Annotated in this window: 19 protein-coding genes and 2 pseudogenes; 16 read left to right on the top strand and 5 right to left on the bottom strand. The window is 40.9% G+C overall.

Going from position 1 to position 22253, the window contains the following annotated elements; all coding sequences use genetic code 11:
• Positions 1-109 precede the first annotated feature (109 nt).
• The 10 genes from PRIP_RS09140 (at position 110) to PRIP_RS09185 (ending at position 10840) form a co-directional block, all read left to right on the top strand.
• Entirely contained in the window at positions 110-448 is a 339-nt protein-coding gene (locus PRIP_RS09140) for a zinc ribbon domain-containing protein YjdM (protein ID WP_036078022.1), read from the top strand.
• Positions 449-520: 72 nt separating this feature from the next.
• Positions 521-706, top strand: coding sequence for a hypothetical protein (locus PRIP_RS09145; protein WP_036100916.1), 186 nt, complete (start codon positions 521-523; stop codon positions 704-706).
• 185 nt (positions 707-891) lie between these two features.
• On the top strand, positions 892-1857 hold the full coding sequence (locus PRIP_RS09150; protein WP_036100917.1) for a HoxN/HupN/NixA family nickel/cobalt transporter: 966 nt from the start codon (positions 892-894) through the stop codon (positions 1855-1857).
• Between the two features lie 143 nt (positions 1858-2000).
• Entirely contained in the window at positions 2001-2990 is a 990-nt protein-coding gene (locus PRIP_RS09155; protein ID WP_036100918.1) for a LacI family DNA-binding transcriptional regulator, read from the top strand.
• A gap of 162 nt (positions 2991-3152) precedes the next feature.
• Positions 3153-4433, top strand: a complete 1281-nt coding sequence (locus PRIP_RS09160; protein ID WP_036100919.1) for an ABC transporter substrate-binding protein — start codon at positions 3153-3155, stop codon at positions 4431-4433.
• 77 nt (positions 4434-4510) lie between these two features.
• On the top strand, positions 4511-5368 hold the full coding sequence (locus tag PRIP_RS09165) for a carbohydrate ABC transporter permease (protein WP_149023802.1): 858 nt from the start codon (positions 4511-4513) through the stop codon (positions 5366-5368).
• Positions 5365-6189 carry a carbohydrate ABC transporter permease gene (locus tag PRIP_RS09170; RefSeq protein ID WP_052008843.1) on the top strand — a complete coding sequence of 275 codons (825 nt, stop codon included), beginning with the start codon at positions 5365-5367 and terminating at the stop codon, positions 6187-6189. The genes PRIP_RS09165 and PRIP_RS09170 overlap by 4 nt, the downstream gene beginning before the upstream one ends.
• 18 nt (positions 6190-6207) lie before the next feature.
• A complete protein-coding gene (locus PRIP_RS09175; protein WP_173400780.1) occupies positions 6208-8196 on the top strand; it encodes a beta-galactosidase in 1989 nt (662 codons plus the stop codon).
• 18 nt (positions 8197-8214) lie between these two features.
• Positions 8215-10398, top strand: a complete 2184-nt coding sequence (locus tag PRIP_RS09180; protein ID WP_036100921.1) for an alpha-galactosidase — start codon at positions 8215-8217, stop codon at positions 10396-10398.
• Positions 10399-10483: 85 nt separating this feature from the next.
• Positions 10484-10840, top strand: coding sequence for a DUF805 domain-containing protein (locus PRIP_RS09185; RefSeq protein WP_036100922.1), 357 nt, complete (start codon positions 10484-10486; stop codon positions 10838-10840).
• A gap of 37 nt (positions 10841-10877) precedes the next feature.
• On the opposite strand, the gene PRIP_RS09190 is transcribed toward PRIP_RS09185, so the two are convergent.
• Positions 10878-11255 carry a MerR family transcriptional regulator gene (locus tag PRIP_RS09190; RefSeq protein ID WP_036100923.1) on the bottom strand — a complete coding sequence of 126 codons (378 nt, stop codon included), beginning with the start codon at positions 11253-11255 and terminating at the stop codon, positions 10878-10880.
• Positions 11256-11352: 97 nt separating this feature from the next.
• Here PRIP_RS09190 and PRIP_RS09195 point away from each other — a divergent pair, with 97 nt between their 5' ends.
• A complete protein-coding gene (locus tag PRIP_RS09195) occupies positions 11353-12120 on the top strand; it encodes an SDR family NAD(P)-dependent oxidoreductase (protein ID WP_036100924.1) in 768 nt (255 codons plus the stop codon).
• Positions 12121-12152: 32 nt separating this feature from the next.
• Here the strand turns inward: PRIP_RS09195 and PRIP_RS09200 are convergent, their stop codons facing one another.
• Positions 12153-13112, bottom strand: coding sequence for a DNA polymerase beta superfamily protein (locus PRIP_RS09200; RefSeq protein WP_036100957.1), 960 nt, complete (start codon positions 13110-13112; stop codon positions 12153-12155).
• Positions 13113-13296: 184 nt separating this feature from the next.
• On the opposite strand from PRIP_RS09200, the pseudogene PRIP_RS09205 reads away from it, so the two are divergent.
• The 3 genes and pseudogenes from PRIP_RS09205 to PRIP_RS09215 all read left to right on the top strand — a co-directional run bounded on the left by PRIP_RS09205 (position 13297) and on the right by PRIP_RS09215 (position 16882).
• A pseudogene (locus PRIP_RS09205) lies at positions 13297-14860 on the top strand (ABC transporter substrate-binding protein).
• 162 nt (positions 14861-15022) lie between these two features.
• Positions 15023-15974, top strand: a pseudogene (locus PRIP_RS09210) (ABC transporter permease).
• 5 nt (positions 15975-15979) lie between these two features.
• Complete coding sequence (locus PRIP_RS09215; RefSeq protein ID WP_077912971.1) at positions 15980-16882, top strand: ABC transporter permease; 903 nt, start codon at positions 15980-15982, stop codon at positions 16880-16882.
• A gap of 60 nt (positions 16883-16942) precedes the next feature.
• On the opposite strand, the gene PRIP_RS09220 is transcribed toward PRIP_RS09215, so the two are convergent.
• The 3 genes from PRIP_RS09220 to PRIP_RS09230 are packed head-to-tail and all read right to left on the bottom strand — an operon-like array spanning position 16943 to position 17923.
• Positions 16943-17197 (bottom strand): BhlA/UviB family holin-like peptide, encoded by a 255-nt coding sequence (locus tag PRIP_RS09220; RefSeq protein ID WP_052008844.1) that lies wholly within the window; start codon positions 17195-17197, stop codon positions 16943-16945.
• Positions 17198-17237: 40 nt separating this feature from the next.
• Positions 17238-17606, bottom strand: a complete 369-nt coding sequence (locus PRIP_RS09225) for an ArpU family phage packaging/lysis transcriptional regulator (protein WP_036100925.1) — start codon at positions 17604-17606, stop codon at positions 17238-17240.
• Between the two features lie 14 nt (positions 17607-17620).
• Positions 17621-17923 (bottom strand): hypothetical protein, encoded by a 303-nt coding sequence (locus PRIP_RS09230; protein WP_036100926.1) that lies wholly within the window; start codon positions 17921-17923, stop codon positions 17621-17623.
• A gap of 226 nt (positions 17924-18149) precedes the next feature.
• Here PRIP_RS09230 and PRIP_RS09235 point away from each other — a divergent pair, with 226 nt between their 5' ends.
• Both PRIP_RS09235 and PRIP_RS09240 read left to right on the top strand, forming a co-directional pair.
• Positions 18150-18851, top strand: a complete 702-nt coding sequence (locus PRIP_RS09235) for an ABC transporter ATP-binding protein (protein ID WP_036100927.1) — start codon at positions 18150-18152, stop codon at positions 18849-18851.
• A gap of 11 nt (positions 18852-18862) precedes the next feature.
• The gene (locus PRIP_RS09240; protein WP_036100928.1) at positions 18863-22246 is read left to right on the top strand and encodes an ABC transporter permease; all 3384 of its coding nucleotides are present in this window, start codon (positions 18863-18865) and stop codon (positions 22244-22246) included.
• Positions 22247-22253 lie beyond the last annotated feature (7 nt).

Genomic DNA, 22253 nt, shown 5'->3' on the forward strand with positions numbered 1-22253 from the left:
TAAATCCGCGCAATTTTTAACCAGTTGCGCGGATTTTTCCGTATTCGATGGAGTTCCAAGTCGGAATGTACTATAATAAGAGTATAAAACCGAATGGAGGAAATTAAATATGGCTGATTTGCCAAAATGTCCAGAATGCAATTCCGAATACACGTACGAAGATAGAGGTCTATTTATTTGCCCAGAATGTGGTCACGAGTGGTCTGCTGATGCTGCAGAGGCAAGCGATGACGTGAAAGTTGTCCGCGATTCTAACGGTAACGTACTGACGGATGGCGATTCTATTACAGTAATTAAAGATTTAAAAGTAAAAGGCAGTTCATCGGTTGTCAAAATCGGAACAAAAGTAAAAAACATCCGTTTAGTAGACGGCGACCATGACATCGACTGCAAAATTGATGGTTTCGGACCAATGAAGTTAAAATCAGAGTTTGTTAAGAAACTGTAGAAAAAATATATTTTCAAACAACGCTGAAAGCTTGCTGAAGCAAGCTTTTTTTATATGAAAGGAGTGGAAAAAATGAGATATATAAAATCACAAATGAAACAATTAGTGCGTGAAAACGAGAGATTGCAACATAAATTACAATCGTTGATGACAGAGCATGATTTAGAGAAGACTTTTGCATTGAAAGCTTTGTACCATGCGGATGTAGCTGATGGTGGGAAGTATCAAGAAGATTATCAAGCATTAGATGATTTATGATAATTTTTTTTGTTGTAAAGTATTGTTGTAGTGGGCTTTTAGCTGTTTTTTAGGTTTTTCCGGTAGCTTATGATGTGACGCATCAGGAATTTGGTGATATGATGATACTTTAAGAGCTTTGGAATGTATCAATTGCAAAGTTTTTAACAATCATGAATTTCTAAGCGAAAGGAAGCGAACAAGGGATGCGGAAAACAACTTCGATTCCACTATATGCATTACTTGTTGTTCTGATCCACATAGTTGCGGTCGTGTTATTACTCATCTATGTCCAGACAACACCAGCATTATTTGCAAGTGCGATTCTTGCATATTCTTATGGGGCAAGGCATGCCTTTGATGCGGACCACATTGTGGCAATTGACAATACGGTGCGTAAATTAGTAAGTAGAAAGACAGACGGAAACGGTGTCGGATTTTTCTTCTCCATGGGACATTCAACGGTAGTCATTTTAATGATTTTCGTGCTTATATGGGTGACTGGGAAATTAACGGGAAAATGGGCTTTTATTACAGATTATGGCCCAGCAATTGGCACGGTTGTAGCGGGTACTTTCCTGATTTTAATTGCAATTTCGAATATCATTTCATTGCGAAAATTAATGGCGGCAGAGCGAAACGGAACTGGCATGGACGACGCATTGGCGTCCCGCGGGTTTATTGTTCGTCTCGTGGAACCGCTCAATAAGTTCGTAACAAAGAGTTGGCATATTTATCCGATTGGCTTTTTGTTTGGTCTTGGCTTTGATACAGCGACAGAGATTGGTCTAATCACACTAAGCGTTCAGTCAAGCGCGACTGTTCCAGCACTTGGCTTATTATGCTTACCCTTATCATTTTTGGCTGGTATGTGCTTATTTGATACATTAGATAGTATCATTATGAGTCAAACATATGGTTGGGCGTATGACAACCATAAACGTCGCTATCGTTATAATGTTATTGTCACAGTGATTTCAGTCGTTTCGGCGGTTGTTGTCGGTGGCACGATATTAATGCAGTTCTTGCTAAGCTATACAAATTTGAACGGAGCGGTTGTGCATTTCATTAATGGTATTGATTTCAATGGTTTTGGAATTACATTGATGTTATCATTCTTATTAATATGGCTTTGTGCAATGCTGGTTTATCGACGTCAAAAAAGATTATAGCGCGAAAACCCCGACTCTACTATTAGAATCGGGGTTTTTACTAAAAAAATATAAAATAATCGTATTTTTTACTAACTATTCCTAGCAAATTGGTCACATAAGCTCTATAATAAAGCTAGTAAATACTTATAAAAGGTGATAAAATGGCGACGATGACTGATATTGCGAAGCTAGCAGGTGTTTCGATAGCAACTGTTTCGCGCGTGTTAAACTACGATGAAACGCTCTCGGCTTCCGGTGAGACGCGGCGGAAGATTTTTGAAATTGCGGAGAGTTTGGATTATACGAAACATAAGCAAAAAGCAACGAAAAAAACAGGTAAAATAGCAATTGTGCAGTGGAATACGGAAGAGGAAGAATTAAATGATATATACTATATGTCAATTAGGATAGGTGCAGAGAACCGGGCGCGGGAACACGGGATTGAGATATCGACATTATACGAACTAGACAAAATCGCGCAGACTACAATTGATGGTATTCTAGCGATTGGAAAGTTTACAATGGAGCAAGTAGAGCAATTAAAGGAGATTCATCCGCATATTTGTTTTGTTGATACGGATTATCGTTTGAATAAGTATGATTCTGTGGTGATTGATTTTGTACAGTCGACGCGCGAGGTCATCGATTATTTTATTGCGGGTGGGCATACGAATATTGGTTTTATCGGTGCTGAGGAGCGTAGTGAAATTGATGGCAGCATGAATGATCCGCGTTCGGTGGCTTATGCAGAGTACATGAAAGAACGCCGGTTGTATGCCAAGCAAAATATGTTTGTCGTTGGGGGCCGTTTCGATGTACCTTCTGGCTATGAGCAAATGAAGCAAGCGATTGAGCAGTTAGGCAATGAACTTCCAACCGCGTTTTTTGTTGCGAATGATCCGATGGCGATTGGTTGTTTACGTGCACTCTCGGAAGCTAGAATTGCTGTTCCAGAACGTGTGAGTATTGTAGGATTTAATGATATTAGCGTGTCACAGTACGTGTCTCCTGCGCTGAGTACGATTCGCGTTTACACCGAGTTTATGGGTGAGGAAGGGATGGATATGCTGATTGAACGCATGAATGGCCGGAAACACGCGAAACGAACGATATTAGAGACGGACTTAATTCTCAGAGAAAGTTCCAAATAGATTAGTGAAACCTTGATAATACATCAGGGTTTTTATTTTTAGTAAATATATAGTAAAAATGATTGACTTTTAACTAAAAAATTGTTATTCTGATGATGAAACAAAACGAAGGAATTCACAAACTAACAAATGTTAGCGATTACAAAAATGGAGGGGTAAAAAATGAAGAAGCGTTTTGTAATACTTTTAATGGTCAGTATGGCTGTTATGCTAGTCGTATCAGGATGTGGAGGAGGAAGCTCAGATAATGTGAATGAAAATAAAAAGGAACTGACTGCTTGGGCTTGGAATGTGAATGTTAAGGCTTTGGAAGGTGCAGCGAAAGAATACGAGAAAGATAACCCAGGCTTCAAACTAAAAGTCGTAGAAATGAGTAACACGGATGCGTATCAAAAAATCACAACGGGCTTACAAGCTGGTGGTAAAGGCTTACCGGACATTTTGCTAATTGAAGATGATCAGGTGCAAGGGTATTTAGACAACTTCCCGAAAGGCTTTATTAACTTGTCTGATAAAGGTTTTGACGATGAAAAAAGTAAATTCCCAGAGTATAAAGTAAGTCTTTTAAGTAAAAATGATAAAATTTACGGATTCCCATTTGATGCCGGACCAGCAGGCGTTTTCTATCGCACAGATATTTTTAAAGAAGCAGGGATTGATCCGAAATCGATTCAGACATGGGATGATTACATTGCAGCAGGTAAAACAATTAAAGCAAAAACAGGTAAAGATATGATTGGTATGGATTACAACAACGATGATGGGCAATACCGCATTATGCTAAACACGCTCGGCACGTTCTATTTTGATGACAAGGGCGATATCGCATTTACTTCTGATGCGTCCGAAAAAGCAATGAGCATGGTACAAAAAATCAAAGATGCGGGCATTTCGAAAAATACGTCTGGCTGGGACCCTTGGGTTAGCGCCTTGGCGAACGGGGAAGTAGTGACAGCACCAACTGGCGCATGGTTCTCTGGCTCGTTAATTCAACAAGCACCAGACTTAGCCGGAAAATGGAGCGTATTCCCGATTCCTGCTTTTAAAGAAGGTGGCAATCATGCAGCAAATAATGGCGGGAGTAACTTCATGATTCCATCAGCAAGCGAGAAATCAGATGAAGCATACAAGTTCTTGAAATATTTCAGCACGTCGAACGACATACAAGAGCTAGCAATGAGTGAGGGCGGCCTATTCCCATCGTTGAATACTGTTTATGCAACCGATACGTTCAAAAATGCGGGTGATTATTTCACACAAGAAAATATTTGGAAGTTATTCGCGAATCAAATGGATGATATTAAGCCAGCGAACTACACAGGAAATTACTCGATTGCAAAAGATGAAGCGGTAAAAGCACAATCTAAAGTTTTGGAAGGTGAAAATGTTAAGAAAGCGCTTCAAGAAGCGAAGAAAAGTTTAGCTAACCGAATCCAACAGTAAAACATCTAACAAGGTGAGGGTGGAAAACAAGGCTTTATTTTTCTGCCTTCCCTGTTCTTGAAAGGAGAATGGATATTTTGAGTAGAAGTAAGACTTTTCCATATGTATTTATTTTACCATCGGTGTTACTGTTTGTTGTGTTTATTCTGTATCCGATTATTTCGTCACTTGTGCTGAGTTTCCAGACGAGCAATGGTGGGGAGACTTCATTTGCTGGGCTTGCGAATTATGAGCGATTGTTGCATGATGAAATCTTTTGGAAAGCTTTGAAGAATACGTTTATTATCTTTATTTTTCAAGTGCCAATTATGCTGTTTTTAGGGCTTGTTTTGGCGACGGTGTTGAATAATAAGTTATTGAAATGGAAAGGCTTTTTCCGGGTTGGTTTTTATTTGCCGGCGGTGACTTCGCTTGTTGCATATTCTTTGCTATTTTCGATTATGTTGCAGGATTCTGGGCTGGTTAATAATTTATTGTCGTACATAGGGATTGGACCGATTCCTTGGCTTTCTTCGGCGAGTTGGTCGAAGGTGTCGATTATTTTGGCGATGATTTGGCGTTGGACGGGCTATAACATGGTCATTTATTTGGCGGCGTTGCAAAATATACCGGAAGATACGTATGAAGCGGCGGATATGGATGGCGCTGGGAAGATACGGCAGTTTTTCAGCATCACGATTCCGCAGTTAAAACCAGTGATTTTGTTTACTGCAATCTTGTCGACGATTGGTACATTGCAACTGTTTGACGAACCATTTAACTTAACAAAAGGTGGGCCGGCGGATTCGACGATGACGCTTGGCTTGTATATTTATCAAAATGGATTTAAATATTTTGACTTCAGTTATGCGTCGGCAGTGGCTTATGTAGTCGTGATTATCGTTGCCGTGCTGTCGTTCTTACAATTCAAATTTACGGGAGCTGATAAAAAATGAGTGAGAGAATGTTAGGCAGGACGATCGGTAGATATGTGTTGCTCTCGATTTTTATGGTTATTTCGATTTTTCCGTTTTATTGGATGTTGATTGGCGCGACGAACCATTCGAGTAAAATGTTTTCGAAACCAATTACGTTGTTGCCAGGGAAAGAATTTATTACGAATCTGGTGAATTTGAATGATAATATCGGAATTTACCGGGTGTTATTTAATTCTTTACTAGTGTCAGGTGCTTATGTGATTTTGGCATTGGCGATTTGCACGGCAGCGGCTTATGTGCTTGCAAAATTCCGATTTCGTGGGGCAAATTTGATTTTCTTATTGTTCATGTTATCGATGATGATACCTTCGCAGGCGACCGTGATACCGTTATTTAAGTTAATGTCGAATTTTGAGTTGTTAAATACGTATTTTGCGTTGATTGTACCACAATTATGCTACCCTTTCGCGATCTTTTTAATGCGGCAAAACTTTATGGCGTTTCCGAGTGAACTGTTGGAGTCGGCGAGGTTGGACGGAGCAGGAGAGTATCGGATTTTCTTTCAAATTGTGTTGCCATCTATGAAACCAGCGCTTGCTGCAACGTCGATTTTCTTGTTTATGACGCAGTGGAATAACTTTATGTGGCCACTTGTTGTGACGACTTCGAGTGAGATGTATACATTCCCAGTGGCGCTTTCAAGCTTGATGGGCGTGTCGTTTACGGATTATGGGCAAGTGATGACGGGGATTACTTTTGCGACGATCCCGATTATTATTTTCTTCTTGATGTTGCAAAAACACTTTATTTCAGGAATGCTGGGCAGTGCGCTCAAGTAAAATGGGGAGGTTATTGGAATGTTGCGTGAACAGCAAAATTTTTATTATGGTGGAGATTATAACCCGGAGCAGTGGGATGAGTCGATTTGGCTAGAGGATATGCGTTTGATGAAGAAGGCGGGCGTGAATTATGTGAGTGTGAATATTTTTAGTTGGGCGAAGTTGCAGCCGAATGAGGAGACGTACGATTTCACGACGCTCGATAAAATTATGAATATGCTTGCGGAAAATGGGATTGGTGCGGACTTGGCGACGGGAACGGCGGCGCCTCCTGCTTGGATTGCGCGGAAATATCCGGATTCGTTGCCGGTGGACGCGGACGGAGTGCGATTGTTGCCTGGATCTAGGCAGCATTATTGTCCGAATAGTGAGGATTATTCGCGGCTGGCGGCAGCTTTGACGCGAAAAGTGGCGGAGCGATACCATGATCATCCGGCACTTGTGATGTGGCATATTAATAATGAATACGGATGCCATATTGGCGAGTGTTATTGCGGGAAGTGCCAGACGGAGTTTCAGGTTTGGTTGAAGAGGAAATATGAGACGATAGAGCAATTGAATGTGAGCTGGTCGACGGATTTTTGGAGTCAGCGTTATTATGCATGGGAAGAGGTTTTCTTGCCAGGAAAAACGCCAACGTATGCGAATCCGAATCAGCAGGTAGATTTTAAGCGATTTATGAGCGATTCTTTGCTTGGTTTGTATAAAATGGAGCGGGATATTATACGGGAATTTTCGGTGGACATTCCGATTATGACAAATTTGATGGGGCTACATAAGCCGATTGATGGCTTTAAATGGGGTGCAGAGATGGATTTGGTGTCGTGGGACGCGTATCCTGATCCGCATGATGAGCTTCCGTATGCGCAGTTCATGGCGCATGATTTGACTCGGAGTTTGAAGAAAAAGCCGTTTTTGCTTATGGAACAAGCGGCGAGTGCGGTGAATTGGCGTAGCCAGAATGGGGCGAAAACACCTGGAATCATGCGGCTTTGGAGTTATGAGTCGGTAGCGCATGGTGCGGACGGAATCATGTTTTTCCAATGGCGGGCATCACAAGGTGGCGCGGAGAAGTTTCATAGTGGGATGGTGCCACATTCTGGTGATGAAGAAAGCCGGAATTTCAAAGAAGTTGCGGAGTTAGGGCAGGAATTGAAACGGCTAGATGAACTTGTTGGTTCAGAATTCGATGCGCAAGTGGCGATTGTTTTTGACTGGGAGAATTGGTGGGCTTTAGAACTTGATTCGAAACCGTCTGATTTAGTGACTTATATGCGTCAATTATTGGCTTATTATAAAGTACTACATCGCTTGAATGTTCGGGTGGATTTTGTGCATCCGGATGAGGACTTGTCAGGTTATAAACTTGTGTTTGCGCCGGCGAGTTATCAAGTGTCGCGAGAGTTTGCGGATAAAGTCGCGAGTTATGTGGAACAGGGCGGACATTTTGTCGCGAATTTCTTCAGTGGGATTGTGGATGAGAATGAGCGCGTTTACTTGGGCGGCTATCCAGGAGCTTACCGCGATGTACTCGGCGTTTATGTGGAAGAGTTTGCACCGATGAAACGCGGAACGACGCATCAAATCCAGACGGTGTACGGCGATGTGGACATTGCGATTTGGGAAGAAGTGATTCATTTGCGTGGCGCGAAAGCTATTGCGTCGTTTAAAGATGGTTATGTGGCGGGAATGCCTGCGGTGACGGTAAATCAGCATGGCGCTGGGACGGCGTATTATGTTGGGACGCAACCTGACACGGCGTATTTAGAGCAGTTGTTACGTGATTGCTTGGATGCTGCGGATATTGCGCCTCCTTTTACAGTGCCAGTAGGTGTTGAAGTTACAGCTCGTCGGAAGGGCGAGACGACGTACTATTTCTTCTTAAATCATACAGACAAGACGCAGGTTTTTGACATTGGCGGGACATTCGCAGAGCTGATAAATAGCGAAAACATCTCGAATTTCATGACACTACCAGCTCATGATGTGAAAATTTTAAAAAAGTGAACGGAGGTCTCGTAAAAGATGGGTATTAGTTATGATGAGGCGCGACGGATATTTCATTTGCGCGGTAAGGATGTTAGTTATGTGTTGGGCGTAGTTCGTGACGGTTATTTGGCGCATCTGTATTATGGAAAAAAATTGCGAGAGTATCGAGGTTCCAATGATTTGACGTTCATTAAACGTGATTTCTCGCCTAGTGTGGAGATAGGCGATGAGACGTTTTCTTTAGATTCGCTACCGCAAGAATATCCGCAATATGGCAATACTGATTTTCGAAAACCAGCCTACCAATTGAAGGGACCTGATGGTACGACGATTTCTGATTTACGCTATGAATCGCATCGCATCTATTCAGGGAAGGGGATGCTAGATGGGTTGCCGACAACGTATGGAAGTGATGTGGATACGCTTGAAATCACGATGGTTGATGAGGTTCTGGAGTTACAGGTTGTTTTGCAATACGCCGTGTTTACAAAATACAGTATCATCACTAGATCAGCCCGCTTCGTAAATAAAGGTGACAATACATTGCAAATTTTGAAAGCTGCGAGTGCCAGTGTTGCTTTTAAAGATAGCGAGTATGATCTTCTAACTTTGCCTGGCGCTTGGGGAAACGAACGCCAAATAGAACGAGGTCCCATACGTCGCGGAATACAAGGCGTTGAAAGCCTTCGAGGTGCCAGCAGTCATCAACAAAATCCCTTCATTGCCTTGCTCCGAAAAACGACAACCGAAGAACAAGGCGATGTTTACGGCTTCCATTTTGTTTACAGTGGCAATTTCGAAGCAACCGTTGAAGTGGACCAGTTTGCAACAACACGCGTCAATTTTGGAATACATTCTTTCAATTTCAATTGGCAATTAAAGCAAGGCGAAACATTCCAAACCCCCGAAGTGGTCATGGTTTATTCCAACAATGGCCTTGGCGACATGTCCAGACAATTGCACCATTTCTACCAAAATCACTTACTGCGAGGCGCTTACCGCGACAAAGAACGTCCAATTCTAGTCAATAATTGGGAAGCGACTTATTTTGACTTCACCGAAAAAAAGATTCTCGACATCGCAAAAATAGGAAGCAAACTTGGCATGGAACTTCTAGTTTTAGATGATGGCTGGTTTGGCAAGCGAAATTCTGATAAGTCTTCATTAGGTGACTGGTTTCTCAACAAAGAAAAATTGCCACATGGTTTGAGGAAGCTAGCAGAAAAAATAAATAAACTCGAGATGGCGTTTGGTCTTTGGTTTGAGCCAGAAATGGTTTCAGTAGACAGCGATTTATATCGTGCCCATCCTGATTGGTGTCTGCACGTTCCGGAAAGAAGGCGCTCAGAAAGTAGAAACCAGCTGGTCCTTGATTTTTCACGCGAAGACGTCCGTTTGGCCATAGTGAATCAAATGACAGCGATTCTAAAAGAAATCCCAATAAAATATGTGAAATGGGACATGAATCGCCATTTGACAGAAATAGGTTCTGCTTATTTTCCAAAAGAACAACAGCAAGAAATCGCGCATCGTCATATTTTGGGCGTATACGATGTTATGAATCGAATAACCACCGCATTTCCAGACATTCTGTTCGAAAGCTGCTCAGGTGGAGGCGGTCGCTTTGATCCAGGTATGTTATATTACATGCCACAAACATGGACCAGCGATAACACAGACGCAATCTCTCGCCTGAAAATCCAATACGGAACGAGCCTAGTCTATCCAATAGTAACCACAGGGGCCCATGTCTCTGTCGCCCCAAATCATCAAGTCAAACGGCACACATCGCTAGACATCCGTGGCAACGTAGCAATGTCCGGAAACCTAGGCTATGAACTAGATTTAACAAAGCTCACCGACACCGAAAAAGAAACCATTAAACAACAAATCCAAACATATAAAGAAATCCGCCCGCTTATCCAATTCGGCGATTTTTACCGTCTAAAAAGCCCATTTGAAGGCAATGAGGCAGCTTGGATGTTCGTCAATAAAACAAAAACCGAAGCTATCGTATTTTATTTCCAAGTTCTTGCTGTTCCCGCAAAACCATTACAGGCTATCAAGCTAGCAGGGTTAAATAAAGATGCTCAGTACAGAATAAATACAACCGAGCAAGTTTTTGGCGGAGATGAATTAATGTATAGTGGATTACAAATACCAACAACACTAAAAGGCGATTTCCAAACATTCCGATGGCACCTTACTATAAAAAAATAAAGATTGCAGGTTAACTCCTTAAAAGATACGGGTATACAGTGTATAGAAAGAGTGTTTAACTGAAATAAAAAGGAGTGGGTTAAGAATGGGATTTTCAGAGGCATTTAAAGCTTTTTGGGGGAACTATGCGAACTTCAGCGGTAGAGCTAGTCGTTCAGAATATTGGTATGCTTGGTTAGCCATTTGGTTGATTTTCTTAATACTAGGGATTTTCAGTTATGTTAGTGAATTCATTTATTATGTGGATGGGCTATTGGGACTAATTGTACTACTGCCAATGATTAGTCTAGGCGTTCGTCGCTTACATGATACAGACAAGAGTGGTTGGTTTATTTTAATGGCATTAATTCCACTTGTTGGTTGGATTATCATGCTAGTTTTTTACTGTACAGCGGGAGACAGAGGCACCAATCGTTTTGGCGAAGATCCATTAGCTAAGTGAGTATCGAAAAACGTTTGAAATTCCTAAATCAGGAGACTCAAACGTTTTTTTGTATGGTTGAATTGGCAATCATTTGCTCGTAATTCGTAATTTTGTAGTCCAGTTCATTATTAACTTCCATTAGGCGTTGCAATTGCTCTTGAATAAACGCCTGATGGATTTGCAATAACTCGAGTCGTTGCGCCGCAGTGTGGTCGCCTTCTGAAAATAGTTCTGCGTATTTCCGAATTTGTGCGATAGGCATTTGCGTTGCTTTCAGACGAATCACGAAGCGCAACCACTTAAGGTGTTCCTCTTTATAATAACGCTCACCGCCTGCTTTACGAAAAGGCGTAATGATTTTTTCCTGCTCATAATAGCGTAGTGTATAAGTGCTCAAACCCACAATTTTCGCTGTTTCGCCAATTGAATACATAGAAATCACTCCTAATTGCTTGACTTAGAGTTCACTATAAGTCGTATAATGACGACTATACCATAAATAAACGGCGGAAGCCATTGGAGGAAATGAGATGAAATACACAGTAATAACAGGAGCAAGTTCAGGAATTGGTTACGAAACCGCATTGGCATTCGCAACAAGAGGCAAAAATTTAGTCATTGTGGCGCGAAGACAGGCAGAATTAGAAGAACTTAAAAACGCAGCGCTAACAATCAACCCAGAATTAGACATCAAAATTAAAACGACAGATTTAACGGTTACAGAAAATGTATACGAACTCTATGAAAGCCTAAAGGAATTAAAGTTAGAGACATGGATCAACAATGCAGGGTTTGGTAATTTTGATCTTATTGGCGAGCAGAAACTGACTAAAATCGAATCGATGCTACACTTAAATATCGAAGCGCTGACAATCCTTTCCTCTTTGTTCGTTCGTGATTATGCGGATGTAGAAGGAACACAATTAATCAATATTTCATCACGCGGAGGCTACAACATCATTTCCAACGCTGTAACCTATTGTGCAACCAAGTTCTACGTTAGTGCTTTCACAGAAGGTCTAGCACAAGAACTAATAACAACAGGTGCCAAAATGCGCGCTAAAGTACTGGCTCCATCAGCCACAGAAACCGAGTTCGCCCAAAGAGCAACCGATACAGACTCGTTTGATTATGAAAAAGGCGTGGCCAAGTTCCATACGAGCAAAGAAATGGCGGGATTCCTATTAGACTTATATGACAATGAAAAAATTGTTGGACTAGTAAATGGTCGCGACTTCACATTCGAACTACAAGACCCACAGTTCACATATGTCAATACAACGCGTTTCGTTAAATAAAGTGACAAAGCGAGTCATCTCAGGCTCGCTTTTTATTTGTACAGCGAAATCAATAATTCTTCAATCTTCTGCATGTCGACTTGTTCTGGCAATGCGGTTTCTTTTGCCGCACGGTCAAATTCTGATTGCAATACAGCAACGCACTCAAAAATCTCATTAAAAGTCATTTCTCCAGAGCGAATCGCCATCAGCAAATCATGTTCCGTGCGCCGTTTTGTAATAACCCCTTTACCTTCTAAAATATCCCGTCCGGTTACGAGCATTCTCACCAAATGCATAGCATGCTTATATAATTGTGGCAATTCCTTTTGAAAGTTATCCTTCCGAGTCGTATCAAATGTCCGTACGATTCCTTGCAAATCTTTATATATACTATTAAACTCACGCAATGGATATCCTTGAAGGCTCAAATCCATGACAATTTCGTTATTTTCCAGTCGTAAATTTAATCCGGTAGAACCTAAATCCGAATATTTATCACCGAGCTGCCCAATCTGGCTGTTTAATCGTTCCAAGACCAGTGCTTCTTTCTCAACACTCGCATCATCATTTCTAACTAAAGCATTCTGCAGTCGTTTTAATTGTGCTTTTGCATAGTTGCCAAATGTTTTCTCAACTCGCTTGGAAAGAAATAAATCTATATTATCACGCACAATTCGTCCAGCATCCGAGCAGACAAGAATCTCCTCTTCGTCTACGCCGAGTAGTTCAAGGACATTCGGATTCGATTGTGCACACAACTTTATAAACTTCTTAGCACCAAAAATCACAGTATCTGTCTTTTTCTCTTCGAACTGCTCGAAAGTCTGCAATCCTAATAAATAATGCTCATCTTCCAACAAAAATCCGCGCAGATCTAAATCACTTGTCGTGATGTTTGTTCCATAACCGTGAGACCCACTAGCCACTAAATAAGCTATATTTTCTAAATCAGTATTCGCTCTCAAAAAATCATATTCAGAAGACATAATAGCGGTCTTATATTTATCCATTTTACGCACATCCTTCACTTGTTCACTTGCAAACATTATACCAAAAGAAGCCACACGAAAATACTTTTTCTCCAAAGTAAAAATAGCTTGACTTTAAAAGCGAATCGAGGTATTTTAAGTATAACCAATTCCTACTTAATAAGTAAGAATTATAAAAATGATGACGAAGAAAAGGGGAGAAAGTATGAAAAAAGGTTTATTATTTATTTTCACATTAACAATGGTATTAGTTCTCGCCGCTTGCGGTGGTTCTGGGAGTTCCTCTGATAAAGCAAGTGGCTCGAAAGACAATAATTCAATTATCATCGGTGTTCCTGGCGATCCAGAAGTGGTTAACCCACTATATTCAAGCGATCGCGTGAGCTTAACGATTCAACAAGCACTTTATGCTCCGTTATTTTGGGAGTACGATGGTAAACCTGCCCTTGCGGATAAATTAGACATCTCATCTGACAACCTAACATATACGGTAACATTAAAAGATGGCTTGACTTGGCACGATGGCAAACCATTAACTGCGGACGATGTAGTATTTAGCGTCAATTCTATCATTGAATGAAAAACAAAACAGTCCATTTCGTGGCAACTGGGTATTCGGTGATAAACCCGTCAAAGCAGAAGCTGAAAATGCAACGACTGTAAAATTCACATTGCCACAAGTTGCACCAGCATTTGAAAACACACTAAAAACATTCTACCCAATTCCAAAACATATTTTTGATGGCGTTGCAGATATCGGAAAAAGCGATAAAAACAATGCACCAGTTGGCTCGGGTCCATACAAATTCGTCAACTATAAATCGGGTGAATACTACTCTTTAGAGAAGTTTGATAACTATTTCGACGGTAAACCGAAACTTGATAAAGTAACATATCGAATCACAAAAGACCAGAATGCTGCGAATCTAGCATTGCAAAATGGTGAAATCAACTTAAAAGCTATCCAGCCAGCTGAACGTAATAAAGTTGAAAAAGCAAGTGAGGTTAACATCATTACGTACCCAGAAAATCGTTTGAGCTATATCGCATTTAACCAAAACGTTGCAGCACTAAAATCAAAAGACTTGCGCCAAGCTATCTCATTAACGCTTGACCGTAAAGACTTAATCGATGCAGCTTACGGATCAGAAGAATATGCAAAACCAGCGAGTTCATTCTTAACAGAGAATACAAAATTCTTCACGGATAAAGTAGAAACATACAATCAAGACCTAACAAAAGCTAAAAAATTACTAGCGAAAAGTGGCTACAAAAATTCTGATAAACTAAATATTATTTATCTGAACAACAGTAAAGCACAAGAAAGCATTGCCTTATATGTGCAAGAACAATTAAAATCAATCGGCGTATCACTGGAATTGAAACCTACAGACCCAACCGCGATGAGCAATATTACACTTGATCGTAAGAGTGATGCATACTCATTAATGTTAGGGGGGTACATCATGGGTAACGATCCAGATGCTTACAAAACACTCTACATGTCAGGTGAACCTTATAACTATATGAACTATAGTAACCCAGCGCTAGACAAACTATGGAACGAAGGCGCAGTTACTGCAGATGAAACAAAACGTCAAGGCATTTATGAACAAATCCAAACAACGATTGCGGACGACGCAGTTATTTACCCAATTTCATACGATAATGCTGTATTAGCTATCGGTAAGCAATACGAAGGAACAAAAGAAGCAACGCCACAACCAGTAACCATGTTCCGCGACTTGTCTAAACTATATCTTAAATAAGATTAGTGAATGAAAAGGGTAATTCAGAGCCAAAAACTTGTTTCTTGTTGATGAATAGCCTAATCTATATATATTAGAGCCCCAAACTGGTAGGGATTTATTCTCTACTGGTGTGGGCTTTTCCGTTGTTTAACCATACTTTTTTGTTAGGGGCTTTGCTTCATGATACAAACAATCTTTAAACGTTTACTACAAACTATTCCGATGCTTTTTATTATTTCACTAGTCTCGTTTGCTTTAGTGCAATTAGCTCCAGGGGACCCGATTACTTCTTTTGTCACGCCCAATATGAATCCTGATGATGTCGAGCGAATAAGGCAAAGTCTTGGACTGGATCAACCAATTTATGTGCAGTATTTCAAATGGCTTGCTAACGTATTGCAGGGAAACTTTGGCTATTCTCTGATTAATAATCAGCCTGTTTTAGGTCAAATTATTGAACGGTTGCCAGCTACGATTGGTTTGATGGGAACAGCGTTATTTTTCACGTTATTGTTGTCTATTCCGTTAGGTCTTGTTGCGGCTGCCTATGAAAATACGAGATTAGATCGTGTACTTAATGCAGTTTCTTATATTGGTATCTCCATTCCAATTTTTTGGTTTGCGATGATTTTAATTGATGTATTCTCTGTTCAATTAGGCTGGCTTCCTAGTCTTGGGATGCGAACGATTGGTGTAGAGTCATTCTGGGATGTTGTGAAGCATGCGATTTTACCTGTCACGGCATTAACTTTCCAAGGATGTGCTTCTTATTACCGGTATGTTCGTTCCAATACGATTAATCAGCTAAAAGAAGAATATGTTTTATTCGGCTATGCTAAGGGTTTATCTAAGGCTCAAATTATGCGACACCATGTTTTAAAAAAATTCATTATTACCAGTTATTACGCTACTGGGTATGTACTTACCACAAATTATTACAGGTGCCTTTATCACGGAGAGTGTATTTTCTTGGCCAGGAATGGGCTCGCTTGGAATCAATGCGATTTTTCAATTGGACTATCCAATGATTATGGCGATTACGATGTTCTCAGCATTACTTCTTATTATTGGGAACTTACTAGCGGATATCGCCTATACAATTATTGATCCACGTATAAGGGAGGTTAGCTAATCATGATGAAAGCAGATATTTCCAAATTCACCAAACCTAAAAATGTACAACCTCCTGAAAAAGTCCAATTGCCTAGGGAAAGGACGTTCTGGCATTTCTTGTTAAGTCAAAAACGAGGTATATTCGCTATAGCGGTTCTGCTTATACTGGCTTTGGCGTGTGGTTTTGCATTTTTGTCTCCATACGATCCGAATGCCCTGTCGATTCAAGATAAGTTATTGCCGCCAAGCTCTTCTCACTGGTTCGGTACAGACGACCATGGCCGGGATTATTTTACGCGTGTGCTTTATGGTGGCCGTGTCTCGCTTACTGTTGGATTCTTCGCAATGCTTATCGCGTTAGTTGTTGGAACGATAGCAGGTACAGTCAGTGGCTATTTCGGTGGATTCGTAGATAGTTTGTTAATGCGATTCTTAGATATATTTATGTCTATTCCATCGTTTTTCTTATTAATGATTTTGAATGCTTATTTGAAACCAGGTATTGGTAATATTATTTTGATTATTGGCTTGCTATCATGGATGGATGTCGCTAGAATTGTTCGTGCGGAGACGCTATCACTGAAAGAACGGGAATTTATCCTTTACTCTAAATCGAGTGGCGCGAGCGTCTGGCATATTATTACACGACATATTATCCCGAATGCAATGCCTTCGATTGTGGTTGCGGCATCGCTAAATATTGCAGCAGCAATTCTGACGGAATCCGCGCTAAGTTTCTTGGGGCTGGGTGTGCAACAACCGAATTCGTCTTGGGGAAGTATGCTGAATAACGCGCAGGGATATATCGGTGATGCAACTTATCTTGCCTTATTCCCAGGAGCCTTCATCCTGCTCACGATTCTTTCTTTTAACGTCCTTGGAGATGTGTTCCGAAAAGGGTTAGAGCCGCGCGATATTCACAAATAATTAAGTCTATGTACACCCTTGAAAACGCCGAGCTCGGCGTTTTCAAGGGTGTTTTATATATTATTTTACCTTCAATTCGATAACATCTGCGCGCATTTCGTTGACGGCTTGTTCGATGATTTTAATCTCGCTTGCCAACTCACTTAAATTATCAATCGTTTTTTGGTAACGCTCTTCTCGTTCATCGTTCTTGCGCATCATCCATACAAGCAATGCTACAAAAAGGATACCGAATGTTATTTCGGTTGCGTTAGCCACTAAGTTCTCTAGTCCCGTAATAATCACTTCCAAACTAAAATAGTTTTTCTTTCCCATCTTCATCATACCTCCCGTTAAGTATGATACGTGCTCTTTTTTAATGTGCCATGACTGGTTTTGCTTTTGACTGCTCTGCATAGTAGGCTATCAAAAATCCTTCCAATGCAGCTTTTTTCAGTCGGTAATAGTGCGACTCGCTCCATCCAATGCTCATGTATACCTCAATATTTGTTCGTTTCTTCTCTGATACATATTTGGTTAAAAGGACCTCCCGTTGGTCCCTATTTAGCTTATTGATGGCATTTGTTATTTGCTTAATTTCGATATAATTAGTGGATTCGGCGATTCTTTTGGTTAACTTGAGTTGGTTCTCCTCGGTGCGCCTCGGCATGCTTCTTTTTGGTAGGCTCAGCAGTAAGGTGTTGTACTTGAATAATAAACGTTCGGCTTCTTTGCACTTGTTCATTCATTATGCTCCCCCTAAGACTGTTTTATTTCTGTTAAAATGCTGTTATATAATTGTTGCCTCTCTTGTTCATCCCATGATGCGAGTTGTTTCTTGGAGTACGTAGAAAAATAGCTAATTAGCGCAACTTGAGTTCGTACTTCACTTGCGAGCTCATCGTTGTCCTCTAATTTCGCCTGTTCTTTTCTCAGATTCTTGATTTTACGACAGATGAAGCATTTGTTGTCACATTGGTGAAACGTAATTGCTTGCTCGTTATGAAAATCAACCAGCCGCGAGAATAGAACGTTGATTTCTTTTTGCCTTTTCTTGTTCATGTGCTTCTCTCCTTATCCTGTTTTTTTAGGAGTATCTTTACTATAAACCCCTCCGAAATTGAAGTCAAGAGAAAAACGAACATTTGTTCTATTCGGTGTTTTCATTTGGCTATAGGGCTTGGATAAAGCGGCCTCTTTTTTTAAAATTTGGGAGTTTTTTAAGTTTGTTTGTGCTATAATGAAATGATGAATGTGCAAAAACTAACAAATGAATGGAGATACTAGCATGGCTTTTGTGGAAATGAAAGAGGTTTATAAAAGGTACCACCTAGGTGAGAAAGTTGTAACCGCAAATGACGGTGTAACTTTTCAAATTGAACAGGGAGAATTTGTGATTATTGTAGGGCCATCAGGGGCTGGAAAGTCGACGGTTTTGAATATTTTAGGTGGTATGGATATGAGCGACGAGGGTCATATTTATATCGATGGTGTGGATATCGGTGCTTATAATGCCAAGCAATTGACAGGGTATCGGCGGCAGGAAGTAGGTTTTGTGTTTCAATTTTATAATTTAGTGCCGAGTTTAACGGCGAAAGAAAATGTGGAATTAGCTACCCAAATTTCGCCGAAAGCGCTTGATGCGGGTGAGGTTTTGAAACAAGTTGGGTTAGAAGAGCGGATGGACAATTTCCCAGCGCAGTTATCGGGTGGGGAACAGCAACGTGTGGCGATTGCAAGGGCTTTAGCGAAACAGCCGAAATTATTGCTTTGTGATGAGCCAACTGGTGCCCTCGATTATAATACGGGGAAATCGGTGTTGAAATTGTTGCAAGATACGTGTCGAAATACTGGTACAACAGTTATTGTTATTACGCATAATACAGCGATTACACCAATTGCTGATCGAATAATCGAAATCAATAACGCGAAAGTTCGCGATGTCAAAATCCAAGCCGATCCTGTATCGATCGATAGCCTTGAGTGGTAAGGAGACATCATATGAAAAAAGCACTTTGGAAAGATATCTGGCGTGAAATCGCAAAATCTAAAGGACGCTTCATCTCGATTTTTCTACTAATCGCACTTGGTGTTGCTTTCTTTGTAGGATTAAAAGCAACAGGCCCTGACATGATTAATACAACAGACAAATATTATAAATCGCAAAATTTAATGGATTTGCAAGTCCAGTCGACGTATGGCTTAAATAAAGACGATATTGCGATTTTAAACGCTATTTCTGGCGTTAAAAACGTACAACCTGGCTATACATCTGATGTGATGTTGAAAGATTCACTTTTAATTACGAAAGTATTCTCGTTACCTAAAAATGATATTATTAATAAATATACTGTTGAAAAGGGTCGTTTACCAAGCAAAAATGACGAAATTGCACTTGATTCGGTGAATAAATCTTCTCAGAAATACAAAATAGGAGACACTGTAACGTTTGTAAATAGTGATGGCAGTGCAATGAAAGGCAAGTTTCACACGACTACTTTTACCGTGGTTGGTTTTGTTTCGACGGCTCAGTACATCGAGAAAGGAACACGCGGAACGTCCACGATTGGTAATGGTCGAGCTGATATTTTTGCAGTAGTTCCTGAGGCTAATTTTAATTCAAAGTATTATTCGACCGCTTTCATGACTTTTAAAAACACAGCGAATGAAGAAGCATACAGCGACGGTTACGATTCTGCGCTAGAACGGAATACCTCATCGGTGGAAAAAGCGCTGAAAGATCAGCCAGAAGCGAGATTAGAAGCTATTCGTACGGATGGCGAGGTAAAAATCAAAGAAGGCAGGCGGGAAATCGCGGATGGCCAGGCGGAACTTGACGCTAACGAGCAGAAATTAAATGATGCGCGTGCTAAGATAGACCGAGGCTGGTCCGAATATAATCAAGGGAAACGCGAATTAGAAAGTAAATTAGCGGATGGTCAGGCAGAAATCACGAAAAACGAAGCCAAACTTGCCAAAGCCAAACAAGAGTTAGAAGCAGCTGAACGTAAAATTACGGATGGTCAGGCGCAAATAGAAGATGCAAAGGAGCAGCTAGAGGCCGCACAAACAGAGCTTGAAGATGGTCAGATGACGTTGGATGAGAATAAGGCGCAATTAGCGATGGTGCAACGTATATACGACTCTGTGCGCGATTATACGCTAGGGGATATTCCGGTTGCAGATATTGACGAAGAAACGAAACAAGAAATCCTGAATAATGTCGATATGCTGGACCCTGAGTTAGGTACGTATATTCGAGATTATTTTGCTGGAACGCTTTCGGAAGCGCAATTAAATCGTTTGAAGGCGGAGGCTAGTAAACAACTAAGTGAAGCGAATAAGATGGTGTCAGAGGCACAGCAAGAAATTAACCGCAACCGCCAATTACTGGCTGACAAACAGAGTCAGCTCGCTGAAAAAGAATACGAGTTGGAGCAAGGCAAAGAGAAGCTGGAGCGGGGCAAGCAAGAATATGCTAATGGACGCGTGCAGCTTGATAAAGCTAAGCAAAAATTAGCAGACGCGAAAACGACAGGTTATGCCAAATTAGCAGATGCGAAGGCGAAATTAGATGCAGCGGAAGTCACATATGCCGATAACTTGGCTACATTTAATCAAGAAAAAGCCAAAGCACTAACTAAAATTGCGGATGCTAAAAAAGACCTACAAATCGCGCAAGAGAAACTAGATAACCTTGCATTACCAAGATATTTTATTAGTGACCGGACGGATAATCCTGGCTACACGGAATATAAGGATAATGCCGATCGGATTGCTTCTTTATCGACAGCTTTTCCTGTGTTTTTCTTCTTGATAGCTGCACTTGTTTGTTTGACGACGATGACACGGATGATTGAGGAGCAAAGGACACAGACGGGGACATTGAAGGCACTTGGCTATAGCAATGCAGATATCATTATGAAGTTCCTTGTGTATGGTTCACTTGCGAGTGTTGCCGGGACAGCGATTGGTCTTGCGATTGGATTCCGAGTGTTTCCACAAATTATTTTTGTGGCATACGGGTCGTTGTATAATTTGCCGGCATTGAATATTTCATTTTATTGGAGTTATAGCCTGATTTCGCTGGCTGTGGCGCTGTTCTGTACGACTTTGACGGCGTTCGTTTCTTGTCGGGCGGAGTTGCGTGAAAATGCGGCGTCCTTAATGCGACCGAAGGCACCGAAAAACGGAAAACGTATTTTGCTAGAACGGGTTGGCTTCATTTGGAATCGGATGAATTTTACGAGTAAGGTGACGGCGCGCAATATTTTCCGTTATAAGCAGCGGATGCTAATGACAATCCTTGGTGTTGCGGGGTGTACAGCGCTTCTAGTGACGGGATACGGGTTGAAAGATTCGATTGGTGACATTGCGCCACTGCAATATGGTCAGATTATGAAATATGACGCAGTGGTCGTTCTCGATAGCAATGCGACTAAGACGCCGCTTCAAGACTACAATGACACCATCGAAAATACATCCAATGTGAAAAGCGCAGCTGATGTCTCGCAAAAAAATATGACAGTGGTTGAAAAAGGTGTGGCGAATCAAGGTGCAACGCTAATTACACCGAAGGCAACAGATAATTTTAATGACTATGTCGTGTTACGCGATCGCAAAAGTCATGATCCAGTACCGCTTACAAATAAAGGTGCAGTCATCTCCGAGAAGCTTGCTAAATTGTATAGTGTCAAAGCAGGTGATTCGTTGACGATTCGCGATGGTGACAACAATAGTTATAAAATCAAAGTCACGGGCATCACAGAGACCTACGCGTTGCACTACATTTACGTGACGCCAGACTATTATAAACAAGTTTTTAATAACGCACCAGAGTACAACACCCAACTTCTTCAACTCAAAAAAATAGATACGAAATGGGAAGACAGTTTTGCAGAAAAATTGTTGAAAAATCCCGCGGTGCTGGCCGTCACATTTACTGATACTGCGAGCAATGCGTTTGGAAGCACGATGGATAGTTTAGACGTTGTCATTATCGTCCTCATTATTTCAGCGGCAGCTCTGGCCTTCATTGTTTTATACAATTTAACGAATATCAATGTTTCCGAGCGAATTCGCGAATTATCAACCATTAAAGTGCTCGGGTTTTATCCGAAAGAAGTCACGATGTATGTCTATCGGGAAAACATTATTTTGAGTATGATGGGTATACTTGTAGGCTTTGTCCTGGGGATATTCTTGCACGGGTTCGTAACATCGACGGCTGAGGTAGATATGTTGATGTTCAGTCCAACGATTCATATAATGAGTTTTGTTTATGCGGCGTTGCTGACGCTATTATTTTCAACGCTTGTCATGATTGTAATGCATATGAAATTAAAACGTGTTGACATGATTGAAGCGTTAAAATCAGTAGAATAAAAAAAGC

This window comes from Paenilisteria riparia FSL S10-1204, from assembly GCF_000525995.1.
GTDB lineage: Bacteria > Bacillota > Bacilli > Lactobacillales > Listeriaceae > Listeria_A > Listeria_A riparia.